This window comes from Cupriavidus plantarum, from assembly GCF_905397285.1.
Taxonomy (GTDB): Bacteria; Pseudomonadota; Gammaproteobacteria; order Burkholderiales; family Burkholderiaceae; genus Cupriavidus; species Cupriavidus plantarum.
In genome coordinates, this window is record NZ_CAJPUX010000007.1 from 114742 (window position 1) to 139304 (window position 24563).

The following is a 24563-nucleotide window of genomic DNA, read 5'->3' on the forward strand; positions in this document are numbered from 1 at the left end:
GTTAAAAATAGGCACAATTCAGGAGGGCCGGGCGGCGGTCTTGCCGTCGCTCTCTTCGTTGTTGTCTTGGTCGCTGTCTTCGTCGTTGTCTTGGTCGTTGTCGTCGTGATCTTCGCGGGCCCAGTCGCGCGCGCGCGCCACCGCGCGGTGCCAGCGGCGCAGGCGTTGTGCGCGTTCATCGGCGGAGAGCCGCGGCTCGAAGCGCTGCTCTACCTGCCACTGCTGGCGGATTTCCTCGGTATCGCTCCAGTAGCCGCTGGCGAGACCGGCCAGATAGGCGGCGCCGAGCGCCGTAGTTTCGGTCACGCGCGGCCGCACCACGGGCGTGCCGAGCAGATCGGCCTGCATCTGCATGAGCAGGTCACTGCGCGAGGCGCCGCCATCGACGCGGAGCTCGGCCAGCGGCAGCCCCGCATCCTTCTCCATCGCCTGCAGGACGTCCACGCTCTGGAACGCGATCGACTCCAGCGCCGCGCGCGCGATATGCGGGCGGCCCGTGCCGCGCGTGATGCCGACCAGCGTGCCCCGCGCGAACGCATCCCAGTGCGGCGCGCCGAGGCCCGCGAATGCGGGCACCAGCACCACGCCCTCGGTGTCGTCGCACTGGCGCGCGAGCGCTTCCGCCTCCGGCGCGCTTTCGATGATCTTGAGGCCGTCGCGCAGCCACTGGATCGTCGCGCCGCCCATGAACACGCCGCCTTCGAGACAGTATTGCGTGTCCTTGCCGATCTGCCAGCCGATGGTCGTGAGCAGCCGGTTCTGCGAGGCTACGGGCTTGTTGCCCGCGTTCATCAGGATGAAGCAGCCCGTGCCGTACGTGTTCTTGGCCATGCCCGGCGACAGGCAGACTTGTCCGAAGGTTGCGGCCTGCTGGTCGCCCGCGATGCCCGCGATGGGGATCTCGGTGCCGAACAGCCGCGCCGACGTCCGCGCGACTTCGCCGCTCGACGGGGCCACGTCCGGCAGCAGACTCCTGTGGATGTCGAGTACGTCCAGCAGTTCCTCGTCCCAGCGGAAATCGTTGATGTTGAACATCAGCGTGCGCGCGGCGTTGGACACGTCCGTGACGTGGCGGGCGCCTTCGGTCAGCTGCCAGATCAGCCAGCTATCGACCGTGCCGAACGCAAGTTCGCCGCGCTCGGCGCGCGCGCGGGCGCCATCGTAGTTGTCCAGCATCCAGCGCAGCTTGGTGCCCGAAAAGTACGCATCGATGATCAACCCGGTCTTCCGCTGGAACAGCGGGCCGTGGCCGTCGTGCTGCAACCGCTCGCACAGCGGCGCGGTGCGGCGGTCCTGCCAGACCAGCGCGCGGCCGACGGGTTCGCCCGTCTTGCGGTCCCACAGCACCGTTGTCTCGCGCTGGTTGGTGATGCCGATGGCGCGCACCTGCGTGCCGCTGACGTTGGCCGCGGTCAGGACCTCGTGCGCGACGGCGAGCTGCGATTGCCAGATCTCGTAGGGATCGTGCTCGACGTGGCCGGGATGCGGATAATATTGCCGGAATTCACGCTGGGCGATCCGTACCACGTTGCCCGCGTGATCGAACAGGATGGCGCGCGAGCTGCTCGTGCCCTGATCGAGCGCCAGGATGTAGGTCGGCTGTGAAGACGTGGTGCTCATGCGTGCCCCGTCGAAATCGAATCGAACATGTCAGAAATGAATGAAGTCGCCGCGCGAGCGGAACGAGTCGGTCTGGTGGAACGCACGGCGGCCGGCGTGGCCGCGCGCAGTCCTTTCGATGCGGATGCACATCTGCGGCTGATCGTCGAAGGCTGCCACGTCGGGTGGCTGCCGCGCGCGCATGCCACGGTGCTGCGTGCGATGAGCGCGGCCTCGCACGAGGGCGCCGAGCGCGTCGAGCGAATCGAGTGGGTCGGCGCCGAAGCCCATGGCACGATCGCGCTGCTACCGGGCCGGCACGATTTCGCGAGTCGCAGCGCGGCGCTCGCCACGCTCGCGCGAATGCTGGCCGATGCGGGCCACGTGCGCGGCTGGCGCAACGAATTGTTCGCCGTCACGCCGGGGCTGGACGCACCCGCGTTCGCGACGATCGAACGCGCGGCGGCGCGGTATCTGGGCCTGCTGACCTTTGCCTCGCACATGAACGGCATCGTCGAGACCGGGGTGGGGCAGTCGCCCGCCCTGTGGATTTCGCGGCGCAGCCCGTCCAAGTCGGTGGACCCCGGCATGTGGGACAACCTCGTCGCGGGCGGCATGCCGCATGGCAGTGAGCCGCTGGAAACGCTCGTGCGCGAATGCGACGAGGAATCGGGCATTCCGCAGGCGCTCGCCGCGCGGGCGGAGGCCCACGGCATGATCGAGGTCCTGCGCGAGATCCCCGAGGGCGTGCAGTGGGAGCAGGTGTTCGTATACGACCTGATGCTTCCCGCGGACTTCGTCCCCGTGAACCGCGATGGCGAGGTGGCCGAGCATCGGCGCATCGCGCCCCAAGCATTGCTTGCTATCATGGCGGACCGCGCGATGACCGTGGACGCCACGCTGGTGACGCTCGATGCGCTCCGGCGGCGCGGCTGGGCCTGATTGCCCGGCGCCCGCCCAGCCTTCACGGACCCTGCGTCCGCGGTCTGCCCTGAACCCAATCCTTTACGATGAGCAACACCGGATTCATTCTCACCATCTCGTGCCCGGACCAGCCGGGCATCGTCCATGCCGTTTCGGGCCTGCTGTTCCAGCACGGCTGCAATATCGTTGACTCCGACCAGTACGGCGACGCCTTCACCGGTCGCTTCTTCATGCGCGTGCATTTCAGCACGGCCGCGGGCGGCCCGGATCTCGGAACGCTGCGCGCCGCGTTCGCGCCGGTCGGCGATCAGTTCGGCATGCAGTGGGAAGTGTTCGATGCCTCCGTCAAGCCGCGTGTGATGATCATGGTGTCCAAGATCGGGCACTGTCTCAACGATCTGCTGTTCCGCGCGAAGGCCGGCGGCCTGCCCGTCGAGATCGCCGCGATCGTCTCGAACCATCGCGACTTCTACCAGCTGGCCGCGTCGTACGACGTGCCGTTCTTCCACCTGCCGCTGATGAACGCCTCCGGCGAGCAGAAGGCCGCGCAGGAAGCGCGCGTGTTCGAGGTCGTGCGCGACCAGAACATCGACCTCGTCGTGCTCGCGCGCTACATGCAGGTGCTGTCGGACGACCTGTGCCGCAAGCTGGCCGGCCGCGCGATCAACATCCACCATTCGTTCCTGCCAAGCTTCAAGGGCGCCAAGCCGTACTACCAGGCGCACGATCGCGGCGTGAAGCTGATCGGCGCGACGGCCCACTACGTGACCGCGGACCTCGACGAGGGCCCGATCATCGAGCAGGAGATCGAGCGCGTGGACCACAGCATGGACCCCGATCAGCTCACGGCGGTCGGCCGCGACGTCGAATGCGTCGCGCTCGCGCGTGCCGTCAAATGGCATGCCGAGCATCGCATCCTGCTCAACGGGCACAAGACCGTCGTCTTCAAGTAAGCCCCCGTCCGCCAAGCCCGCGCCGCGATGCCGCGCGGGCTCGGGGTGGCCCTTACTCCGGGTCCGCGACGACACAATTCACTCCGCTGTCGCCCAGCATCTGCACGAAGGGCTCGCGCAGGGGCTCGTCCGTGAACAGGCGATCGACGCTCGAGAGCGGCGCCAGTTCGACCATGGCCTGCCGATTGAACTTGCTCGCATCGGCGGCCAGCCAGATCTCGCGCGAGTGTTCCATGATCGTGCGCGCCACCTTGACCTCGCGGAAATCGAAATCGCGTAGCGTCCCATCGGCCTCGATCCCCGAGATGCCGATCAGCCCGATATCCACCTTGAACTGACGGATGAACTCGACCGTGGCCTCGCCGATGATGCCGCGGTCGCGCGAGCGCAGCACGCCGCCCGCGACGATGACCTCGCAATCGGGGTTGTCGGCGAGGATATTGGCCACGTGCAGGTTGTTCGTGATGACGCGCAGCCCGCGATGATGGATCAGCGCGCGCGCGATTTCCTCCACCGTCGTCCCGATGTTGAGAATCAGCGAGCAGCCATCCGGCACCGCCGCCGCGACCGCGCGCCCGATGCGCGCCTTGCCCTCGGCATTCAGCAGTTGCCGCTGCCGGTAGGCAATGTTCTCGGTGGTCGAATTCTCCATCCGCACGCCGCCATGGAAGCGCGTGAGCATGCCATTCTCGGCCAGCAGATTGACGTCGCGGCGGACCGTCTGGAGGGTCACGCCGAACTTGCGCGCGAGCGCGTCGATGGAGGCGAAGCCCTGGCTGCGCACCTCGTCGAGCAAGGCAGTCTGGCGGGGATTTAGGATCATCCGGGCATTCTAGAACAAACACAAACGAAAACAAATGATGCGCCGCACAGTTGTATTACGTTCGCTTTTTTGCTAAAACGAGCAGGTTACAAGAAATAGTGCATTGCAGCGCCCACGACACGCCGTCGTCGGAGTGCTTGATAAGGCATAAGAAAAAATTGGAGACTGGATGCAGCTCAGCCTGGAAGGCATTGCGCAGCAGGTCGGTTCGCAAGCCTATCTTTACCCGATGTCACTCACGCCGGTGCCCGGCGCCGTCACGATCCTGCTCGGCGCCACGCAGGCCGGCAAGACCTCGCTGATGCGCGTCATGGCCGGGCTCGACCGGCCCGCCGCGGGGCAGGTGCGCGTCGATGGCGTGGACGTGACGGGCGTGCCGGTGCGCGACCGGAACGTGTCGATGGTGTACCAGCAGTTCATCAACTACCCATCGCTCACCGTATTCGACAACATCGCCTCGCCATTGCGGCTGCGGAAGACCGGCCGGGACGAGATGACGCGGCAGGTGCGCGAGCTGGCGGCGCGGCTGCATATCGATCATCTGCTGCAACGCTACCCGGCCGAGCTCTCGGGCGGGCAGCAGCAGCGTGTGGCGCTGGCCCGCGCGCTGGCGAAGAACGCGCCCCTGATGTTGCTGGACGAGCCGCTCGTCAACCTCGACTACAAGCTGCGGGAGGAACTGCGGGAGGAACTGACGCAGCTGTTCGCGCATGGCGACGCCACGGTCATCTACGCGACCACCGAGCCGGCCGAGGCGCTGTTGCTTGGCGGGTACACCGCCGTGCTCGATGCCGGCGAACTGCTGCAATACGGGCCGACGCCGCAGGTCTTCCACTATCCCGATTCCCTGCGCGTGGCGCGCGCGTTCAGCGATCCGCCGATGAACCTGATCGCCGGCACATTCGCCGCGGGCCGCGTGACGCTCCCGGGCGGTATTTCGCTGCCCGTGCCGGAAGCCGGCGGCTACGAGGGTGCGGTGACAATGGGCGTGCGCGCGGCCGCGCTGCGCCTCAAGCCGGCGCAGGGTGGCGGCGAGGGTGGCGGCGAAGGTGGCGGCGAAGGTGGCGTGAAGGGCGCCAGCGTCGATGTGCCGGGCCGCGTCGCGCTGGCCGAACTCTCTGGCTCCGATACGTTCGTGCACGTCGACACCGCGGCCGGCAATCTCGTGGCGCAGTTCGCGGGCGTGCTCGACTTCGCGCTCGGCGCGCAGCTGTCGCTGTACCTCGATCCCGCGCAGATCTATCTGTTCGACGCGGCCGGCAAGCGCATCCATGCGCCGCGCCGGCCGGGCGCGCTGGCCGATGCGGTCAGCACGCCGCTGTCGCATACCGCTTCGGGAGGCTGAGATGGCGCGTATCGATCTCGACCTCGCGCACGCCTACGTGCCCAACCCGCAGCGCGATGAAGATTATGCGCTGCTGCCGCTGCGCTTCACGTTCGAGGATGGCGGCGCGTATGCGCTGCTCGGCCCGTCGGGCTGCGGCAAGACCACGCTGCTCAACTGCGTGTCGGGGCTGCTGCGTCCCTCGCAGGGCACCATCCATTTCGACGGCAAGGACGTGACCGCGGCCTCGCCGCAGGCGCGCAACATCGCGCAGGTGTTCCAGTTCCCCGTCATCTACGACACGATGACCGTGGGCGAGAACCTTGCATTCCCGCTGCGCAACCGCGGCGTGCCCGACGCGCAAGTCCGGGAGCGCGTGGGGCGCGTCGCCGAAATGCTCGACCTGTCGTCGTCGCTGGACCGCCGCGCGAGCGGCCTCGCGGCCGATGCCAAGCAGAAGATCTCGCTGGGCCGCGGGCTCGTGCGGCAGGACGTGTCCGCGATCCTGTTCGACGAACCGCTGACCGTGATCGACCCGCACCTGAAATGGCAACTGCGGCGCAAGCTCAAGGAGATTCATCACGAGTTCCGGCTTACGCTGATCTACGTCACGCACGACCAGACGGAGGCCCTGACCTTCGCCGATCAGGTCGTGGTGATGTCGCGCGGCAAGGCCGTGCAGGTCGGCTCGGCCGATGCGCTGTTCGAGAAGCCCGCGCATACGTTCGTCGGGCACTTCATCGGCTCGCCGGGCATGAACTTCCTGTCGGCCGCGTGGCGCGACGGCGCGATCGAAGTGCAGGGTGACAAGAGCGGGCGTCGTTATTCGCCGCCTCTCGAGGGCCACGTTGCCGCCGCGTTGCAGGCGGCCGGCACGTTCCGCATCGGCGTGCGTCCCGAATACCTGAGCCTGTCGAACGAGGCCGATCCGCTCGCGATGCCCGTGCACGTGACGCGCGCGCAGGACATCGGCACGTACTGGCTCGTCACGGCCACCGTGGAAGCGGGGAATGACGCCGTGTTGCGCGCGCGGCTCGGCACCGAAGCCGCGTCGCTGAACGCGGGCGATGCCGCATGGCTCACCGTGTTCAATCGTCATACCTGCTACTACGTCAACGAGGAACTGGTCCAATGAAGCCCGTCAACCAGAAGGCCTGGCTGCTGGTCCTGCCCGTGGTGATCTGCGTGGCGTTCTCGGCCATCCTGCCGCTGATGACCATCGTCAACTACTCGGTGCAGGACATCATTTCGCCCGAGCGCCGCGTATTCGTCGGCACCGAATGGTTCGCGACCGTGTTGCGCGATGCCGAACTGCACGACGCGCTGCTGCGTCAGCTTGGCTTCTCGCTCGCGGTGCTCGCCGTCGAGATTCCGCTCGGCATCCTGCTCGCGCTGTCGATGCCGGCCGCCGGCTGGCGCGCCTCCGCGACGCTCGTGATCATCGCGCTGTCGCTGCTCATTCCGTGGAACGTGGTCGGCACGATCTGGCAGATCTTCGGCCGCACCGATATCGGCCTGCTCGGCGCTTCGCTCGCGGGCCTCGGCGTCGACTACAACTACACGGGCAGCGCCGTCGATGCGTGGGTCACGGTGCTCGTGATGGACGTGTGGCACTGGACGCCGCTGGTCGCGCTGCTCTGCTACGCGGGGCTGCGCGCGATTCCGGATGCTTACTATCAGGCCGCGCAGATCGACGGCGCGTCGCGCCTGGCCGTGTTCCGCTTTATCCAGCTGCCCAAGCTCCGCGGCGTGCTCATGATCGCGGTGCTGCTGCGCTTCATGGACAGCTTCATGATCTACACCGAGCCGTTCGTGCTGACGGGCGGCGGTCCCGGCAACGCGACCACGTTCCTGTCGCAGTATCTGACGCAGAAGGCCGTGGGGCAGTTCGACCTCGGGCCCGCGGCGGCGTTCTCTATCGTGTATTTCCTGATCATCCTGCTGACCTGCTTCGTGCTCTATAACTGGATGCAACGCGCCGGCACGACCGGCGGCGAGGAGGTGTCCCATGGCTGAGAAGCAACCAGGGCAGCGTACCGGCGCGTGGCGTCCGGTGTTCCTCACGATCTACCTGCTGTTCGCGATCGTGCCGATCTACTGGATGGTGAACATGTCGTTCAAGACGAACGAGGAGATCGTCTCCACGCTGTCGCTGTGGCCCGCCTCGTTCACGCTCGAGCACTACGTGACCATCTTCACCGATGCGTCGTGGTATTCGGGCTACATCAACTCGATGATCTATGTCGCGCTGAACACGGTCATCTCGATCTCGGTCGCGCTGCCCGCCGCGTACGCGTTCTCGCGCTACCAGTTCATCGGCGACAAGCACGTGTTCTTCTGGCTGCTGACCAACCGCATGACGCCGCCGGCCGTGTTCCTGCTGCCGTTCTTCCAGCTCTATACGACGATGGGGCTGATGGATACGCATCTCGGCGTGGCGCTGGCGCATCTGGTGTTCAACGTGCCGCTGGCCGTGTGGATTCTGGAAGGGTTCATGTCGGGCGTGCCGCGCGAGATCGACGAAACCGCCTATGTGGACGGCTATTCGTTCCCGCGCTTCTTCCTGACGATCTTCCTGCCGCTGATCAAGGCGGGCGTGGGCGTGGCGGCGTTCTTCTGCTTCATGTTCAGCTGGGTGGAGCTGTTGCTCGCCCGCACGCTGACGTCGGTGGACGCCAAGCCGATCGTAGCGACGATGACGCGCACGGTCTCGGCGTCGGGCATGGACTGGGGCGTGCTGGCCGCGGCCGGCGTGCTGACCATCGTGCCCGGCGGCATCGTGATCTGGTTCGTGCGGCACTACATCGCGAAGGGCTTCGCGATGGGACGCGTCTGAGGAGGGCGACCGATGCTGAGCTGGATGGTATGGACCACCCCCGTGGCGGTGTTCTTCGCGAGCGTGGTACTGATGCTGATCGGCATGACGATCTGGGAAATGCGTTCGCCGACGGTGCTGCGCAAGGGTTTTCTCCCGATTGCGACGACACGTGGAGATCGGCTATTTATCGGCCTGATGTGCGCGGCCTGGATCAACCTCGCGTGGGTGGGTCTCGGCGAGAAGATGCAGGCGTGGTTCTCGCTGGCCGAGGAGCCGTCCGTGTGGATCAGCGCGGGCGTCTCGTTCGTCGTGCTGCTGTGGATCATGCGCAAGGGCTGATGTCGGAAGATTGACGTGATGCATGGGCTGTGCCGCCTGTTCTCTTCCCCGGGGCGCCATCCCAGAAACAGAAATCCGGGGAGGGGGTTCCTGAGGAGACATTGATGAAACAGCACGTAAGGTTGGGGATGTCGGCCCTGGCGTTTGCGGCGGCGCTCGCGTGCGGGCACGCGTCGGCAGGGGAAGCGGAAGCGAAGAAGTGGGTGGACAGCGAGTTCCAGCCGTCGTCGCTGAGCAAGGACAAGCAGCTCGCGGAAATGAAGTGGTTCATCGACGCCGCGGCCAAGCTCAAGGCCAAGGGCGTGAACCAGATCAACGTGGTGTCGGAAACCATCACCACGCATGAATACGAATCGAAGACGCTGGCCAAGGCATTCGAGGAGATTACCGGCATCAAGGTCAACCACGACCTGATCCAGGAAGGCGACGTCGTCGAGAAGCTCCAGACGTCGATGCAGTCCGGCAAGTCGATCTACGACGGCTGGATCTCCGACTCGGACCTGATCGGCACGCACTATCGCTATGGCGCGATCCTGCCGCTGTCCGACTACATGGCGGGCGCGGGCAAGGAGTTCACGAATCCGGACATCGACCTCAAGGACTTTATCGGCACCAAGTTCACGACGGCGCCGGACGGGAAGCTCTATCAGCTGCCCGACCAGCAGTTCGCCAACCTCTACTGGTTCCGCGCGGACTGGTTCGCGCGCAAGGATCTGCAGGACAAGTTCAAGGCCAAGTACGGCTATGACCTCGGTGTGCCGACCAACTGGTCCGCGTACGAAGACATCGCGAACTTCTTCTCGAACGACGTGAAGGAGCTGGACGGCAAGAAGGTCTATGGGCACATGGACTACGGCAAGAAGGATCCGTCGCTAGGCTGGCGCTTCACGGATGCGTGGCTGTCGATGGCCGGCACCGCCGACAAGGGCCTGCCGAATGGCATGCCGGTGGACGAATGGGGCATTCGCGTGGCGGACGACAAGTGCACGCCGGTCGGCGCCTCGGTGTCGCGCGGCGGCGCCACCAACAGCCCGGCCGCCGTCTATGCGCTGACCAAGTACATCGATTGGATGAAGAAGTACGCGCCGCCGCAGGCCATGGGCATGACGTTCTCCGAAGCGGGTCCGGTGCCGGCGCAGGGACAGGTCGCGCAGCAGATCTTCTGGTACACGGCATTCACGGCCGACATGACCAAGAAGGGCCTGCCGGTGGTCAACGCGGATGGCTCGCCGAAGTGGCGCATGGCGCCGTCGCCGTATGGCCCGTACTGGAAGCAGGGCATGCAGAACGGCTATCAGGACGTGGGGTCGTGGACGTTCTTCAAGAACACCGATCCGAATCGCCTGGCCGCGGCATGGCTCTACGCGCAGTTCGTGACCGCCAAGACGGTATCGCTGAAGAAGTCGCTGACGGGGCTGACGTTCATTCGCGACAGCGACATCAACAACGAGTACCTGACCAAGAACGCGGCGAAGTATGGCGGCCTGATTGAGTTCTACCGCAGCCCGGCCCGGGTGGCATGGACGCCGACGGGCAACAATGTGCCGGACTATCCGAAGCTGGCGCAGCTGTGGTGGAAGAACGTGGCGACTGCCGTCACGGGCGAGAAGACGCCGCAGGCGGCAATGGACACGCTGGCCGAGGAGATGGACCAGGTCATGGCCCGTCTGCAACGCGCGGGCATGAGCCAGTGCGCGCCCAAGCTCAACCCGAAGAGCGACGCGTCGAAGTGGCTGTCGTCGGAGCATGCGCCGTGGAAGAAGCTCGACAACGAGAAGCCGAAGGGCGAGACGATTGCCTATGACAAGCTGTTGCAGGCTTGGAAGGAAGGGAAGGTCAGGTAATCGCGGGAGTTCTCGCTTGGTTTTCCCTTAAGGTAGCGTCGCCGGCGCCAGCGTAGCCGGCGACGCATGCCGCGCCTTCCCGTGGCGCTTCGCCTCATACAGCGCCATATCCGCCCGCATGAACCACTCGCTGATCGAGCTCCCGGCATGGGGCTGATGCAGCGCGCTCCCCACGCTGGCCGTCGCCATGAACGGCTGCTCGCCGATCACCAGCGGCCGCATCGCCGCCTGCACCACCGTCCGCGCCAGCCGGTCCACCGTCGCGGGGTTCCCCACGTTCTCCAGGATGATCGCGAATTCGTCCCCGCCGATCCGCGCCACCGCGTCGCCCTTGCGGACGCAATGGCTCAGCCGCTCCGCAAACGCCACGAGCAGCCGATCCCCCACCGCATGTCCATGCGTATCGTTGACCGCCTTGAAATCGTCCAGATCCACGAGCAGCAGCGCCGCGCGATGCCCGTGCGCATCGGCTCGGGCCATCACGTCCGCGAGCCGGCGATCGAAACCCTTGCGGTTTAGCAGCCCTGTGAGGTGATCCGACAACGTCTGCGCCTCCAGATGCCGCAAACGCGCCCGTTCGTCCGTGACGTTTCGCGCGAACATATGCAGGCCCGTCAACGCATCGCGCGCCTCGTTCCACGCGGGCTGGTAGGTGACCTCCACCCACTCGCCATCCGCGCATTCCCGCGTGACGGTGACCGCCTCGCCGGCGCGCGCCTGCGCGAGGTACGGCTCGTTGGCGACGTACTCAGTGGTGCCCCATAGCTCGCGCAATGTCAGTCCCACGATCTGCGAGGGCGGTAGCCCGAAGTGGTTCGCGTAGGCCTGATTGACATAGGCAAACCGTTCCGACGCGTCGATAAAGGACACATAGTCGGGCACATGGTTGGCAATCGCCTCCATGCGCTTCTCGCTCGCATCCGCGCGATCCTTCGCGGCCCCGAGCGCGCGCTCGCGCTCGGACAACTGATGCATGACCTCGGAAAACGCCGTCGCGAGTTCGCCGATCTCGTCCTCGCGCCCAAGCGGCAGCTCTTCCACGGCCGTCGGCCGCGTCGCCACCTGCCGCACCGTGCGATGCAGCCGTTCGAGCGGCGCGAGCATCTGCCGGATCAGCAGCCACATCAGCACGCCAGCGATCAGGAGCGAAATGACCGCGGCGGCCATCGCCCGCTGGCGAATCTCGACCAGTGGCGCGAAGGCTTCCCGCGCGGGAAGCACCGCCACCACCTGCCAGCCATTGGCTTCGAGCAGATGCCGCGCGACGATCGGCTGCTTCGGCCAGAGCCATTCCCACGCGGACGCGGGCTGCTCCGCGCCGCATGCCTCGCCAACGGCGCGCGCGGGCTGCAGCACGTTGCTGGCCACCGGATGCAGCGCGTAGCGCGGGCTGGCGGTCGACGACACCAGGCAGTAGTAGCCCGTCACCCCCACGCGGCTGCGCGCCACCTCGCGCAGGAAGTTGTTGCCACTGAGATTGAGCACGCCGCCGACCACGGCGAGCAGTTCCCCGTTCGGGCCCTTCAGCGGCACCGCGAGAATCACGCCGGGAGAGTTCGAGTAGCGGCCCTGGAGCAGGTCGGAGACGAAGAAGGGCGAGCCCTTGACCACGGCCTGGAAGTAGTCGCGCTCGCTGACGTTGACCTTGTAGCTCTCGGGCACGGCGGTGCTGAACGCGAGCGTGCCGTCCGGCCACGCCATGAGCACGGCATTGAAACTCTCGGGCATGTCCACGGCATCGGCGGCGATGCGGCGCAGTTCCGAGGGGGGACGGGAGAGGGCGGGCGCGAGCTGCTTCGCCAGCCGGCGGAGCACGATCTCGCGCGAGTCGAGCTTCTCGTCGAGCTGCTCGGCGACCATCTTGACGAGGGTGTCTTGCTGGTCTTCCAGCAGGGCCTTGAGGCTGTCGTAGGCGTAGTATTGCGAGACCCCCGCGCGAACCACGAGGACCAGCGTGACCACGAGCGCAGTCGCGACCGCCATCCGGTACTTCAGGGAGTGCCGCATGTTCATGTTTTTTTCATGCGCGCTCGGGTATGAAAATACTGGCGCGCACTGACCCGTTCTTGGTGCCTGGGCTTTTGTCCAGCAACCCGCCCATTTCTGAGGCAACCGGTTCGCAGCGTAGCAGATTGCCCCCCCTGCATGCGCGCACTAATCCAAATGGATGTGTTCAGGCCGACGTGATGTGACGCGTTAGGAACCGTGAAGTCGTACGCGAAGTGAATTAGTATCGATATTTTCGAGGAAGGAACCGGTCCCCATGTCTGCCCCGTTCACCCTGCTCGACGCCGCCGGCGCGAGCCGCAAGCCCTCCGCATGGCAGGACGCCGTGCTCGTCATCGTCGACCACCAGCAGGAGTATGTGGATGGCCGGCTGCCGCTGACCGGCATGCCGTCCGCCATCGCGGCCTGCGCGGACCTGCTGGCGCTGGCGCGCGAGCACGGCACGCCCGTGGTGCATATCGTCCACCACGGCAAGGCCGGCGGCGCGTTCGACCCGGAGACCCGCTTCGCCCGGATCATCGACCGGCTGACGCCGCGGGGCGACGAGGCCACCGTGGTCAAGCACCTGCCCAACAGCTTCGCGGGCACCGATCTGGCCGCGCGGCTGGAAGCGCTGGGCCGCAAAGAGCTGATCGTCGCGGGCTTCCAGACCCATATGTGCGTGAGCGCCACGGTACGGTCGGCGCTCGATCATGGCTATCGCTGCACGGTGGTGGCCGCGGCCTGTGCCACGCGCGACCTCCCCGATCCGCTCGGCGGCGAGCCGCTGTCCGCCGCGTCCCTGCATCGCGCGACGCTGGCCGCGCTGCACGACCGCTTCGCAACGGTGGTGCCGGACGCGTCGGCCTGGCATTGAGCCGCCGCGTCGGGTGGCGAGTGCGCGCGCGCGCTCAGGCATACTAGCGGCTTCGCAAAATTTGACCGGCTCAGCCGCCGCCTCCGCATGAAGCGCATCCTCGTCATCAAGATCACCTCGCTCGGCGATATGGTCCACACGCTGCCGCTGATCTCCGATCTGCGCCGCGCATATCCCGAAGCGAAGATCGACTGGGTCGCGGATGCCTCCTGCGCGGACATTCCGCGCTGGGCGGTTGGGGTGGATCGCGTCATCTCGCCCCCGCTGCGCGGCTTCAAGAAGCAGCGCAGCCTCAAGAACCTCGGCGGCATCCTCAAGGCCATCCGCGAGCTGCGCCGCGAGAAGTACGACGCGGTGGTCGACGTCCACGGCGTCTACAAGAGCGCGATCGTCGCGCGGCTGGCGCGCACGAAGCGCCGTTACGGCTATGCCGCCGAATTCCTCGGCGAGCCGCAGGCGGAGGTCTTCTACACCGATATCTTCGGCCCGCACGGCGATGCCACGTGCCGCCACAAGATGCGTCTGGTCACGGCCAACGCGCTCGGCTACGAGATCGAGCCGCGCGAGACCAACGCGCTGCGCGTGCCGGCTCCCGCCACGCCGCTCAATACGGACGGCGTGCCGCGCTGCATGCTGTTCCACGCGACGTCGGCCGAGATCAAGAAATGGCCGCACGCCAACTGGGTCCGCGTCGGTCAGGCCCTGACGGCGCGTGGCTATCGCATCCAGTTGCCGTGGGGCTCCGACAAGGAGCGTCGGGAATCGGAAGCGCTCGCTGCCGAGATTCCGGGTGCCGAAGTACTCCCGCGCATGACGATTACCGAAGTGGCGCAACGCGTCGATGCCGCCGCGCTCGTGGTCGGCATGGACACGGGCTTCGTGCATCTGGCGGACGCGCTCGGCAAGCCCTCGGTGATGCTGTTCACGGCCACCGATGCAAAGCACTTCGGCATCCATACCCCCGGGCAGTCGCTGTCAATCGGGGACCGCGGCGCGCCGCCGACGGTGGAGGACGTCATGGCCGCCGTCGATCAGGTCACCACGCCTCAGGCCGCCGGCGCCAGTTCGATGCAGGCGCCGGCATAGTGCCAGTACTCGAAGCGCAGGATGGTGAGGCCGTCCGCGCTCGTGGCCACGTCGAGCACATGCGGCACCCGCCGCAGCCACATCAGCGATGAATAGCGCGCCACGCCGGCCAGTCCGGCCGGCGGCGCGAGCCGATCCCCATGCCGCAGCGCCAGCCGCAGGATATGCACGGGCACGAAATGCGCGAGTTCCTGCATCCGGGCGAGCGCCGCTTCGGTATAGAACAGCGGTTCCTGCGCCAGCGCCATGAAATGCTGCCGCAGCATGCTCACCGCGTTGGGCATGACCGGCGCGCCGCTGCCCGCGATGCCGAGCGGCGTCATGCCACGCACGCGCGGCGTCCACAATCCGCCGACCACGAGCACGTCGTCGCGCAGGTCCGGCTCGGGCAGGAACGCGTTGCAGGCCCAGACCGCGATGACGTCGCCATCGAGGTTCATCAGCTGGCCGCGCCGCGCGTGGGTGCGCAGATATCCCACCACACAGCCGAGTTCGTCGTCGTAGACGGGCAGGGCGTCGCACGGCAGCCGCCGCGGCCGCACCTCGAAGATGCCAGCCGGCGCGGGATACGGTCCGGTCCACGCGCGCGCTTGCGCGCAGGCTGCATCGATTGCCCACATCGGATCAGCACTCCCTGTCGCTGAAAGGCCCTGAAGCCAGACAGGACAGGCTATACCGATGTGGCGCCGTTGCGGATCGCTGTCGCCTTATTTCGGACGGATCATCTCGAACCTCGGGCCTGTCTGCGCATAGTCGGCGCGATAGCCCGCGCGCATGATCGGCTGCGCGCGGAACGTGTCGAACAAGCCGTCGCGGAGGAACTCGTCGCGGATATGCACGCCGACGACCTGTCCGAGCACGAGCCAGTTGGACATTTGCTGGCCGTCGATATCGGTCAGGCGGATCACCTGCATGACCTTGCATTCGAGCGCCGCGGGGGACTCGGCCACGTGCGGCACGTCCACGGCCTGCCCCGCCACAGGCGTGAGCCCCGCGAGCGCGAACTCGTCGACATCGCTCGGCACGGTCGCGGAAGTGGCGTTCATCTTTTCCGCCAGCGACAGCGTGGCCATGTTCCAGACGAACTCGCCGGTGGCCTCGACATTGCGGACCGAATCCTTGTAGCCCTCGCTCGAGAAGCCAATGACGGGCGGATTCCCGGCGAACGCGCCGAAGAAACTGTAGGGCGCCAGATTGAGGCGGCCCTCCGCGTCGCGGCTGGAGATCCAGCCGATCATGCGCGGCGCCACGATAGCCTTGAACGGATCGTGGGCCAGCCGATGGCCGTCTTGCGGGCGATAGAAATGCACGCCGGCGGTGCGTGAGGAATCATTCATGGAATCGGTCGCTTCAGAAAACAGGACGGAAACCGTTAGTCTCGCACGGTGGGCGCAAGGCTGCTTGACGAGTCAACGGCCGCGGTTGACACTCTTGGCAGCCTTCAGGGTGGGAGCTCAAAAAAATCAGGCAGCGCCTCATGCGGAGATGGCGATGAACAAACACAGGAGTTACCCGCTTCACGTCTATCTATGGGCGCTGTTTGGCTCGCTCGTGCTGCTGGTCTGCGCGCTGACCGCCGGCATCAATTTCCTGATGACCAAGTCCGCGCTGGAGGCCAACGCGTCGGAGGCGCGCCACCGGCTCAGCCGCGAGACGCTGGACGACGTGGAGGCGCTGCTCGGACCCGCGCAGCTCGCGGTCCGGCTGATCGCGCATAGTTCGCTCGCGGAGGCGACGACCGTTTCGGAGCGCCTCGCGCGGCTGCCGCTCGTGCGCGATGCGCTCGACACCTCGCCGGTCCTGCAATCGCTGTACGTCGGTTACGGCGACGGCGAGTTCTTCTTCGTGCGGCCCCTGCGCGACGATGCGGAGCGCGCGCTGTACCAGGCGCCGCGCGGCGCATCGTTCGTCGTGCGCAGCGTCGAGGGCGAGGGTGTCGGGGAGGCGGCGCGCAAAGTGGGCCAGATTTATTTCCTTGCCGACAGCCTGTCGGTGATCCACGCTGCCGCGATTCCCGAGTTCGCCAACAACTACGATCCGCGCGCGCGGCCGTGGTATCGCTCCGCCATGGCCGCCGGCACGATGGTCCGCACGGAGCCTTACACGTTCTTCTCCGATCGGGACTCCGGCGCGTCGCTCGCCATGCCCGCGGGCGACAACACGGTGGTGGGCGGCGACTTCCGGCTCAACGCGCTCGGCCAGATGCTGGCCATCAAGAAGACCACCCCGCGCTCGATGCTCGCGCTCGTCGACCAGCAGGGCAGGCTGATCGCTATCGATCGCAAGGCGGACAGCGTTGGCGGATCGTCGCCGGGCGAGATTGGCGATTACGGGATGCCCGTGCTGGACAAGCTCGTGGCGCGCGTGAGCCAGCTTGGCGCGGCCACGGGTCTGCAGGAGACGCTCGCCGCCGGTGGCGAGTCCTGGTACACGACGATCGACCGGCTCACGCCGAGCGGCGGCAAGTCGCTGTATCTGCTGTCCGCGATTCCGCAGGACGAGCTGCTGCAATCCGCGACGCGGCAGGCGCTGACCGAGATCGGCGTGTCCGCGCTGATCCTGCTGCTGTCGCTGCCGGTCATCTGGTTCGCGGCGCGCTTCGTCGCGCGGCCGCTGCAATCGCTGGCGCGGGAGGCGGATGCCACGCGCCGGTTCGACTTCGTGCAGCCGTTCGTCATCCGCTCTCGCGTGAGCGAGCTCAACGAGCTCGGCGTGCGCATGGACGACATGCGCCGCACCATCCAGCGGTTTCTGTCCGTCATGCAGACCGTGTCGGCGGAGACGCGCCTCGAGGATCTGCTGCCGAAGCTGCTGCGCGAAATGCTGACGGCGGCGGGCAGTCATTCGGGCGTGCTGTACCTCGTCGATGAGGCGGCTATGCGCGCGGAGGTCGCGTTCGATCGCGAGGGACGCGAGGTCGCGGCGACCATCGCCCGTACGACGCTGGCGGAGACGGTGCCGCTGATTCGTACCGCCGCGGCGGACGGCACGGCGCGCGCGCAATGGCTCACCCATGTGACGCTCGCGGACGCGGGGCTCGGTGGCCTGACGCCCGCCGCCGCCTGCCATGCCGCGGCAATCCCGCTGATCAACCATCAGCGCGATCTCGTCGGCATGATCCTCATCTTCCGCGATACGCCGATGGAGGAGGCGCAGCTCGCGTTCGTCAACACGCTCGCCAACCTGTGCGCGGGCGCGCTCGAGGTGCAGGCCCTCACGCGCGCGCAGCGCGACCTGTTCGATGCATTCATCAAGCTGCTGGCCGGGGCGATCGACGCCAAGAGCCCACACACGGGCGGGCACTGCGCGCGCGTGCCGGAACTGACCAAGATGTTCGCGCGCGCGGCCTGCGATGCGCGGGAGGGGCCGTACGGCACATTCTCGCTCGACGACTCGCAATGGGAGGCGCTGCATGTGGCGGCGTGGCTGCACGACTGCGGAAAGGTCACCACGCCCGAGTACGTCATCGACAAGGCGACCAAGCTGGAGACGCTTTACGACCGCATTCACGAAGTGCGCATGCGTTTCGAGGTGCTCAAGCGCGACGCGGAGATCGCCTGCCTGCGTGGCGTGGCGGCGGGCGACGATCCGCAGGCCGCGCGGGCGCGCCGCGATGCCGCGTTGCGGGAGCTCGACGACGATTTCGCCTTCGTCGCGGGATGCAATATCGGGGGCGAGACGATGGCCGAGGCGGACCGCGACCGCCTGCGCGCGATCGGGGCGCGGACGTGGCTGCGCACGCTGGATGACCGGCTTGGCATCTCGTACGAGGAGCGCACGCGCAAGGCGCGCCTGCCGGTCGTGCCGTTGCCGGCCGTGGAACCGCTGCTCGCGGACCGTGCGGACCACGTGATCGAACGCGGGCCGCGCGACGTGATTCCGCGCGACAACCCATGGGGCTTCCGCCTCGATACGCCGGCCAACCTGTATGATCGCGGCGAACTGCACAACCTGCTCGTCGCGCGCGGCACGCTGAGCGCGGAGGAGCGGTTCAAGATCGAGGACCATATCGTGCAGACGCAGATCATGCTGTCGCGGCTGCCGTTTCCCAAGCATCTGCGGCAGGTGCCGGAGATTGCGGGCGGTCATCACGAGAAGATGGACGGCACGGGCTATCCGCGCGGCTTGCGCGGCGACGAGATGAGCCCACTGGCCCGCATGATGGCGATTGCCGATATCTTCGAGGCGCTGACGGCCGTAGACCGGCCGTACAAGCGCCCGAAGTCGCTGTCGCAGGCGGTGGAGATCCTGTATCAGCTGAAGCGCAAGCAGCATATCGATCCGGAGCTGTTCGACCTGTTCCTGACGTCGGGGGTGTATCGGCAGTACGCGGAACGTTTCATGGCGCCCGAGCAGATCGACGAGGTCGATGTCGGACGTTACGTAGGAGAGGGTGTTGTCATCTGAAGCAGGAACGCCGGGCGGCGGACGCGGTGCGGAGCGGGGTACGGCACGGGATACGGAAGCGGGTATGGAACCGGGTATGGAACCGGGTATGGAACCGGGTATGGGGCTGGCAGGCGAGACGCTGCCGGGGCTCACGCACACGGTCACCGACGCGGAACGCGACGCGCTGTATCGCATCATCGCGCTACGCCGCGACTGCCGCCACTTCACGCCCGGCCCGCCACTCCCCGATGCGCAACTGGAGCGCCTGCTCCACGCGGCCAACCAGGCCCCTTCGGTGGGCCTGATGCAACCCTGGCGCTTCGTGCGCCTGAGCACCCTCGCCTGGCGCGAGCGCCTGCTGTCCCTGGTGGAAGCCGAGCGCCTCGCCACGGCCAAAGCGCTGGGCGAACGCGAAGCGGAGTTCCTGCGTATCAAGGTGGAAGGCATCCGCGACTGCGCCGAACTTCTGGCCATCGTCCTGCCCCCCGACGACGGCACCCTCTTCGGCCGCCGCACGATGCCACAAGACATGGCCATCGCCTCGGCCGCCTGCGCCATCCAGAACCTCTGGCTCGCCGCCCGCGCCGAAAACCTCGGCCTCGGCTGGGTCTCGATGTTCGACCCCCAGACCCTCGCGCAGGCGCTGCAACTTCCCAAAGGCGCAAAACCCCTCGGCCTCCTGTGCCTCGGCCCGGTCCCATCGTTCTACGACGCCCCGATGCTGGAGCAAATCGGCTGGCGCGAACGGCGGCCGTTGGGAGAGATGTTGTGGGAGGTGTCGGCGCCCGGGGAAAAGTAGGAAAACTTGAAAGGTGAGAAAGAGACGGCGAGGGGGAGGGGCGGAAAACAAAAAAGCCAGCGCGAGGCTGGCTTTTTATCGAATTCTGGTGGGCGGTGCAGGGTTCGAACCTGCGACCCCTGCCGTGTGAAGGCAGTGCTCTACCACTGAGCTAACCGCCCAATCGGATGGTGCACGTCCTGGATACTGCGAGACTTGTTGCACACCGGTTGGGTTTCCCCGGGTCGTTCGCTGCGTCGCCGCGTTTGACTGCTGCGCGTGCTGCGAAGAAACGAGATTATGCAGGGGCAACAGTATCTTGTAAAGCCCTTTTTCGAACTTTTTTACCGTGGCGATTACTGCAGCGCCGCGGGTGCGGCGAGTTCGCCGGAGAGGTCTTTCCACACCGTCCTGCCGCCGCTCGCCTTGTCCAGTTCCTTCAGCACGGAGGCATGCGCGGACAGTTCGTCGTCGGTGGCCAGCAGCACCGGCAGGGTGAGGGCGGACAGGTCCGCGGTGGAGGCGGTCTGGCCCGTGCCCGCGCTGGTGTCGATCATGTCGATGACCAGCGAGTTCTGGCCGCGCGTCATGGCCAGGTAGACCTCGGCGAGCAGTTCGGCATCGAGCAATGCGCCGTGCAGCGTGCGGTGCGCGTTGCTCACGCCGAGGCGGTCGCACAGCGCGTCCAGCGAGTTACGCTTGCCGGGGAACATCTGGCGTGCCTCGCGCAGCGTGTCGATGACGCCGCCCACGCACTCGCGGAACGAGGGCAGTCCGGCCAGCTGGAATTCCATTTCCAGAAAGCCCATGTCGAACGCCGCGTTGTGGATGATCAGCTCGGCGTCCTGAACGAATTCGCGGATCTCGTGCGCGACCTCGGCGAATTTGGGTTTGCCGATCAGGGACTCGAGCGTAATGCCGTGCACGGCGATCGCTTCTTCCGGAATATCGCGCTCCGGATGCACGTAAAGGTGCAGGCGGCGGCCGGTCAGGCGCCGATTCACCATTTCGACGCAGCCGATTTCGATCAGGCGGTCGCCGCCGTTCGCATTGAGGCCGGTGGTTTCGGTATCGAGAATGATCTGTCGCATGGGGCGGGATTCTACCGGATGGGTCAGCTGCCGATGGACGCCACGCCGCGATTGGCCAGCGCGTCCGCGCGTTCGTTGCCCGGATGGCCGTTGTGGCCCCGGACCCAGTGCCAGCTGATCTCGTGCGGCTGCACGAGTTCGTCCAGCTGCTGCCACAGGTCCGCGTTCTTGACCGGCTTCTTCTCGGCGGTCAGCCAGCCGCGCGCCTTCCAGCCGCGGATCCATTCGCTGATGCCTTTCTGCACGTACTGGGAGTCCGTGTAGACCTTGACCACGCACGGCCGCTTGAGCGCGCGCAACGCCTCGATGACCGCCATGAGTTCCATGCGGTTGTTGGTGGTCGGGTTTTCACCGCCGAACAGTTCTTTCTCGTTGCCGCCGGCAACAAGGACCGCGCCCCAGCCGCCGGGGCCGGGGTTGCCCTTGCAGGCGCCATCGGAATAAATCGTGACTTCTTGCATGAATGCTCAACGCTCCTCGCCGGGAGTCTTGCCATGGGTGCCGGTGGGCGTGGCCACCGGCGCGGATACGGGGGCCAGCGCGGGCTTGGAGGTCTTCCATGCCGGGCCGACCAGACGGATATTGCGCACGCGCTTGACGGCCGAGATCATGTAGACCGAACCGAAGATCGGCCACCAGCGGTCGCCGGCCTTCTCGAGAAAGGCCATGCGCTGTAGCCAGCGGTCGGTCCGGTAGGGCGGACAGTAACAGCCGAAGCGGCCGCGGATGATATCGAAGCCGAGCAGCTTGAGCCAGTCCTTGATGCGGACGAAGCCGATGGTCTGGGCATCGCTGGGCAGGAAAGGCGACGCGCCAAGCCGGTTCAGACCCTGCCGCGCGCCCCACAGGCTCATCGGATTGAAGCAGGTCACGACGACGCGACCCTCGGGCACCAGCACGCGCGAGACCTCGCGCAGCACTTCGTGCGGGTCCTCCGAGAACTCGAGGATGTGCGGCAGCGTGACCAGGTCGATACTCTGGGTCTCGAACGGCAATTCGTCGAAGCGGCACAATAGCTGGCGCGCGTCGATATGGCCCTCGCGCGGACCATGGGGTCCGGCGCGGCCGTCGAGCGCGAGGGCGGAGAACGGCATGCGGTTCTCGCGGAGCGTGTCGATCGCCGGCAGGCCCATCTGTACGGCGTGGTAGCCGAAGATGTCCGCCACGGTCCGGTCATACTGCCGGCTTTCCCAGTCGAGCATGTACTGCCCGGGAGGCGAGGCCAGCCAATCTTCCCAATTTATAATCGGACGGTTGGACATAAGGAGCACACATGTTGAAGGTGGAGCCGATCCCCGCATTCCAGGACAACTATATCTGGGCGATCCACGATGGGCATAGCGCCGCGATCGTGGACCCGGGTGAAGCCGCGCCGGTCGAGCGATTTCTCGCCGAACGTGGGCTCGCTCTGGGCGCTATTGTAATCACCCATCACCATGGGGATCATCAGGGCGGTGTCGCGGACCTGCTGGCCGCGCATCCCAACGGTCCCGATGGCGCCCCGATGCCCGTGGTCGGGCCGGCCGGCGAACGCATCGGCGGCCGCACGCAGGCGGTGCGGGAAGGCGACACCGTTGCGCTGCGGCATCCCGCGCTGACCCTGCGGGTGCTCGACGTCCCCGGCCACACCGCCGGCCACGTGGCCTTCGTGGCCGATAAGGGCGAAACCGACGGGCCCGCGCTGTTCTGCGGCGACACGATGTTCGCCAGCGGCTGCGGCCGGCTGTTCGAGGGCACGCCGGCCCAGATGCTGGACTCGCTGGACAAGTTCGCGGCGCTGCCCGGCGAGACGCGCGTCTACTGCGCGCACGAATACACGCGCAGCAATGTGAAGTTCGCACGGGCCGTGGAACCGGCAAACGCGGCGCTGGCCGCGTGGTCCGCTCGCGTGGACGCGCTGCGCGAGGCGGGCGAGCCAACACTGCCGACGACCGTGGCGCACGAGCGCGCGGTCAATCCGTTCCTGCGTTCGCGCGAACCGTCCGTGCGGCAGGCCGTGCAGGCGCAGGGCGGCAGCACGGCCGACGACGCATCCGCCTTTGGCGCGTTGCGGGCATGGAAGGACAGCTTCCGCTGAGCTGCGGCCGGCGAAAAACGCGGCCTGACGCGCGTCGATGGGGAAAATCTCATTGACGCGTCCGCGTCATTTCCATAGCATCATGCAAACTTTTTGGCGTCACTTTCCGAGAACTTAATGAAATTTGGTCGACTTCTGGCGGTTTTTGCATGTGCCGCGCTGTTAGCAGCCTGCGCCAGCACACCGACCCCGCCCACAGGCGCCACTGCCGGCGCCACGACCTCGCTGGTGGACAGCAGCAAGAAGGACCCGCTCAATACGCTCAACAGCACCGGCACCGCCGGCAGCCTGTCGAGCACGACCGTGATCAACGTCGATGAGGTCAGCGTGGACTGGATGCGCGGCCCCTCGACCGATATCTGGGACCGCATCCGCCGTGGCTTTGCGATGCAGGACCTCGAAGGCACGCTCGTTGACGATCGCACGCAATGGTATGCGGCGCGCCCGGAGTATATGGAGCGCATGGTAGGCCGGTCGAGCCGGTACCTCTATCACATCGTCGAGGAACTGGAACGGCGGAAGATGCCGACCGAGCTCGCGCTGCTGCCGTTCGTCGAGAGCGCGTTCAATCCGCAGGCGGAGTCCACGGCCAAGGCGGCCGGCATGTGGCAGTTCATCCCGAGCACGGGCAAGACGTACAACCTCAAGCAGAACATGTTCCGCGACGAGCGGCGCGACGTGCTCGCGTCCACGGACGCGGCGCTCGACTACCTCGGGCGGCTCTACGACATGTTCGGCGACTGGCATCTGGCGCTCGCCGCGTACAACTGGGGGGAGGGCGCGGTCTCGCGCGCGATCGCGCGCAATCAGGCCCGCGGGCTGCCCACGGACTATGCCAGCCTGACGATGCCGAACGAGACGCGCTACTACGTGCCCAAGCTGCAGGCGGTGAAGAACATCATCGCCAACCCGGCCGCGTATGGCGTGAAGCTGCCCGATATTCCCGATCATCCGTACTTCGTCACGGTGACGACGTCGCGCGACATCGACGTGGCGCTGGCCGCGAAGCTCGCGAACATGCCGATCGAGGAATTCAAGGCGCTGAACCCGTCGTTCAACAAGCCCGTGATCCTGGGCGCCGCGAATCCGCAGATCCTGCTGCCGTTCGATAACGCCGAGCGTTTCCAGTACAACCTCAACACGTACCGTGGCGGCCTTTCCAGCTGGACCGCGGTGACCGTGGACAGCCGCGAACGTGTCGAGGCGCTGGCCGCTCGCCTCAACGTCGATGCCGACACGCTGCGCGAGATCAACCGGATTCCGAAGGGCATGCGGCTGAAGGCCGGTTCGACCGTGATGATCCCGCGCACGGGGCCGCACGATCAGGATATCAGCGCCTCGGTCGCGGAAACCGCCATGATGCTCGTGGAGCCCGATGTACCCGATGCACAGCGCATCGTCGTCAAGGCGGGCCGCCGCGATACCGTGGCCAGCGTTGCGCGCCGCTATGGCGTGTCGGTGCGGCAGGTGCAGTCGTGGAACAAACTCTCGGGCAGCAAACTCGTGTCCGGGCAGAGCCTCGTGCTGATGGTGCGGCCGTCCGTGGCCGCGCGCGCGGCAGCCGAGCCGCCCGAGCCGCCCGCGCGTGTCGGCGCACCATCGCCGAAGGGCCGCTCCGCGCGGGCCGCGCACGAAGTGCAGGCACGCGGCAAGAC

At 66.6% G+C, this 24563-nt stretch carries 22 protein-coding genes and 1 tRNA gene; 14 read left to right on the forward strand and 9 right to left on the reverse strand.

Translation table 11 applies throughout. The features are described from left to right. Positions 1-18 precede the first annotated feature (18 nt). Positions 19-1620: a glycerol kinase GlpK gene (glpK, locus tag KHP16_RS24645; protein ID WP_211961329.1), complete on the reverse strand. Its 1602-nt coding sequence runs from the start codon at positions 1618-1620 to the stop codon at positions 19-21. 36 nt (positions 1621-1656) lie between these two features. Between glpK and KHP16_RS24650 the strand changes: the two genes are divergently transcribed. Continuing rightward, positions 1657-2541 carry an NUDIX hydrolase gene (locus KHP16_RS24650; protein WP_211961341.1) on the forward strand — a complete coding sequence of 295 codons (885 nt, stop codon included), beginning with the start codon at positions 1657-1659 and terminating at the stop codon, positions 2539-2541. Positions 2542-2609: 68 nt separating this feature from the next. After that, a complete protein-coding gene (gene purU / locus KHP16_RS24655) occupies positions 2610-3476 on the forward strand; it encodes a formyltetrahydrofolate deformylase (RefSeq protein WP_109580625.1) in 867 nt (288 codons plus the stop codon). A 52-nt stretch (positions 3477-3528) separates the two neighbouring features. Here the strand turns inward: purU and KHP16_RS24660 are convergent, their stop codons facing one another. Then, positions 3529-4299, reverse strand: coding sequence for a DeoR/GlpR family DNA-binding transcription regulator (locus tag KHP16_RS24660; RefSeq protein WP_109580626.1), 771 nt, complete (start codon positions 4297-4299; stop codon positions 3529-3531). Between the two features lie 169 nt (positions 4300-4468). Between KHP16_RS24660 and KHP16_RS24665 the strand changes: the two genes are divergently transcribed. The 6 genes from KHP16_RS24665 (at position 4469) to KHP16_RS24690 (ending at position 10624) form a co-directional block, all read left to right on the forward strand. Beyond that, the gene (locus KHP16_RS24665) at positions 4469-5644 is read left to right on the forward strand and encodes an ABC transporter ATP-binding protein (RefSeq protein WP_211961330.1); all 1176 of its coding nucleotides are present in this window, start codon (positions 4469-4471) and stop codon (positions 5642-5644) included. Position 5645: 1 nt separating this feature from the next. Next, on the forward strand, positions 5646-6758 hold the full coding sequence (locus tag KHP16_RS24670) for an ABC transporter ATP-binding protein (protein WP_109580628.1): 1113 nt from the start codon (positions 5646-5648) through the stop codon (positions 6756-6758). Continuing rightward, positions 6755-7639 carry a carbohydrate ABC transporter permease gene (locus KHP16_RS24675; protein ID WP_109580629.1) on the forward strand — a complete coding sequence of 295 codons (885 nt, stop codon included), beginning with the start codon at positions 6755-6757 and terminating at the stop codon, positions 7637-7639. Before KHP16_RS24670 ends, KHP16_RS24675 begins: the two co-directional genes overlap by 4 nt. Beyond that, positions 7632-8459 (forward strand): carbohydrate ABC transporter permease, encoded by an 828-nt coding sequence (locus tag KHP16_RS24680; RefSeq protein WP_109580630.1) that lies wholly within the window; start codon positions 7632-7634, stop codon positions 8457-8459. The genes KHP16_RS24675 and KHP16_RS24680 overlap by 8 nt, the downstream gene beginning before the upstream one ends. A gap of 12 nt (positions 8460-8471) precedes the next feature. Continuing rightward, positions 8472-8780: a DUF2160 domain-containing protein gene (locus KHP16_RS24685; protein ID WP_109580631.1), complete on the forward strand. Its 309-nt coding sequence runs from the start codon at positions 8472-8474 to the stop codon at positions 8778-8780. A gap of 104 nt (positions 8781-8884) precedes the next feature. After that, complete coding sequence (locus tag KHP16_RS24690) at positions 8885-10624, forward strand: ABC transporter substrate-binding protein (protein WP_109580632.1); 1740 nt, start codon at positions 8885-8887, stop codon at positions 10622-10624. A gap of 27 nt (positions 10625-10651) precedes the next feature. Here the strand turns inward: KHP16_RS24690 and KHP16_RS24695 are convergent, their stop codons facing one another. Continuing rightward, a complete protein-coding gene (locus tag KHP16_RS24695; protein WP_244836026.1) occupies positions 10652-12631 on the reverse strand; it encodes a sensor domain-containing diguanylate cyclase in 1980 nt (659 codons plus the stop codon). A 256-nt stretch (positions 12632-12887) separates the two neighbouring features. Between KHP16_RS24695 and KHP16_RS24700 the strand changes: the two genes are divergently transcribed. Both KHP16_RS24700 and waaC read left to right on the forward strand, forming a co-directional pair. Continuing rightward, positions 12888-13487 carry a cysteine hydrolase family protein gene (locus tag KHP16_RS24700; protein ID WP_109580633.1) on the forward strand — a complete coding sequence of 200 codons (600 nt, stop codon included), beginning with the start codon at positions 12888-12890 and terminating at the stop codon, positions 13485-13487. A gap of 87 nt (positions 13488-13574) precedes the next feature. Then, the gene (waaC, locus tag KHP16_RS24705) at positions 13575-14573 is read left to right on the forward strand and encodes a lipopolysaccharide heptosyltransferase I (RefSeq protein WP_211961331.1); all 999 of its coding nucleotides are present in this window, start codon (positions 13575-13577) and stop codon (positions 14571-14573) included. Here the strand turns inward: waaC and KHP16_RS24710 are convergent. Together KHP16_RS24710 and KHP16_RS24715 are read right to left on the reverse strand one after the other, a co-directional pair. Continuing rightward, positions 14534-15193 (reverse strand): hypothetical protein, encoded by a 660-nt coding sequence (locus KHP16_RS24710; protein ID WP_109580635.1) that lies wholly within the window; start codon positions 15191-15193, stop codon positions 14534-14536. The two genes, waaC and KHP16_RS24710, sit on opposite strands and share 40 nt — an antisense overlap. A gap of 87 nt (positions 15194-15280) precedes the next feature. Continuing rightward, the gene (locus KHP16_RS24715; RefSeq protein ID WP_121490693.1) at positions 15281-15910 is read right to left on the reverse strand and encodes a flavin reductase family protein; all 630 of its coding nucleotides are present in this window, start codon (positions 15908-15910) and stop codon (positions 15281-15283) included. A gap of 154 nt (positions 15911-16064) precedes the next feature. Here KHP16_RS24715 and KHP16_RS24720 point away from each other — a divergent pair, with 154 nt between their 5' ends. Beyond that, positions 16065-18980 carry an HD domain-containing phosphohydrolase gene (locus tag KHP16_RS24720; RefSeq protein ID WP_244836021.1) on the forward strand — a complete coding sequence of 972 codons (2916 nt, stop codon included), beginning with the start codon at positions 16065-16067 and terminating at the stop codon, positions 18978-18980. 88 nt (positions 18981-19068) lie between these two features. After that, the gene (bluB, locus tag KHP16_RS24725) at positions 19069-19761 is read left to right on the forward strand and encodes a 5,6-dimethylbenzimidazole synthase (RefSeq protein ID WP_415831338.1); all 693 of its coding nucleotides are present in this window, start codon (positions 19069-19071) and stop codon (positions 19759-19761) included. An 86-nt stretch (positions 19762-19847) separates the two neighbouring features. On the opposite strand, the gene KHP16_RS24730 is transcribed toward bluB, so the two are convergent. The 4 genes from KHP16_RS24730 to KHP16_RS24745 form a co-directional block, all read right to left on the reverse strand. Further along, a tRNA-Val gene (locus tag KHP16_RS24730) sits at positions 19848-19922 on the reverse strand. Positions 19923-20096: 174 nt separating this feature from the next. Then, positions 20097-20831, reverse strand: coding sequence for a DNA polymerase III subunit epsilon (dnaQ, locus tag KHP16_RS24735; protein WP_109580638.1), 735 nt, complete (start codon positions 20829-20831; stop codon positions 20097-20099). A gap of 23 nt (positions 20832-20854) precedes the next feature. Next, positions 20855-21292 (reverse strand): ribonuclease HI, encoded by a 438-nt coding sequence (gene rnhA / locus KHP16_RS24740; protein WP_109580639.1) that lies wholly within the window; start codon positions 21290-21292, stop codon positions 20855-20857. A 6-nt stretch (positions 21293-21298) separates the two neighbouring features. Beyond that, positions 21299-22093 carry a class I SAM-dependent methyltransferase gene (locus KHP16_RS24745; RefSeq protein ID WP_109580640.1) on the reverse strand — a complete coding sequence of 265 codons (795 nt, stop codon included), beginning with the start codon at positions 22091-22093 and terminating at the stop codon, positions 21299-21301. Between the two features lie 11 nt (positions 22094-22104). Here KHP16_RS24745 and gloB point away from each other — a divergent pair, with 11 nt between their 5' ends. Together gloB and KHP16_RS24755 are read left to right on the forward strand one after the other, a co-directional pair. Further along, positions 22105-22908: a hydroxyacylglutathione hydrolase gene (gene gloB, locus KHP16_RS24750; RefSeq protein ID WP_211961333.1), complete on the forward strand. Its 804-nt coding sequence runs from the start codon at positions 22105-22107 to the stop codon at positions 22906-22908. A gap of 117 nt (positions 22909-23025) precedes the next feature. Beyond that, positions 23026-24563: transglycosylase SLT domain-containing protein (locus KHP16_RS24755; RefSeq protein WP_211961334.1), on the forward strand; the 1538-nt coding region annotated here is incomplete at its 3' end.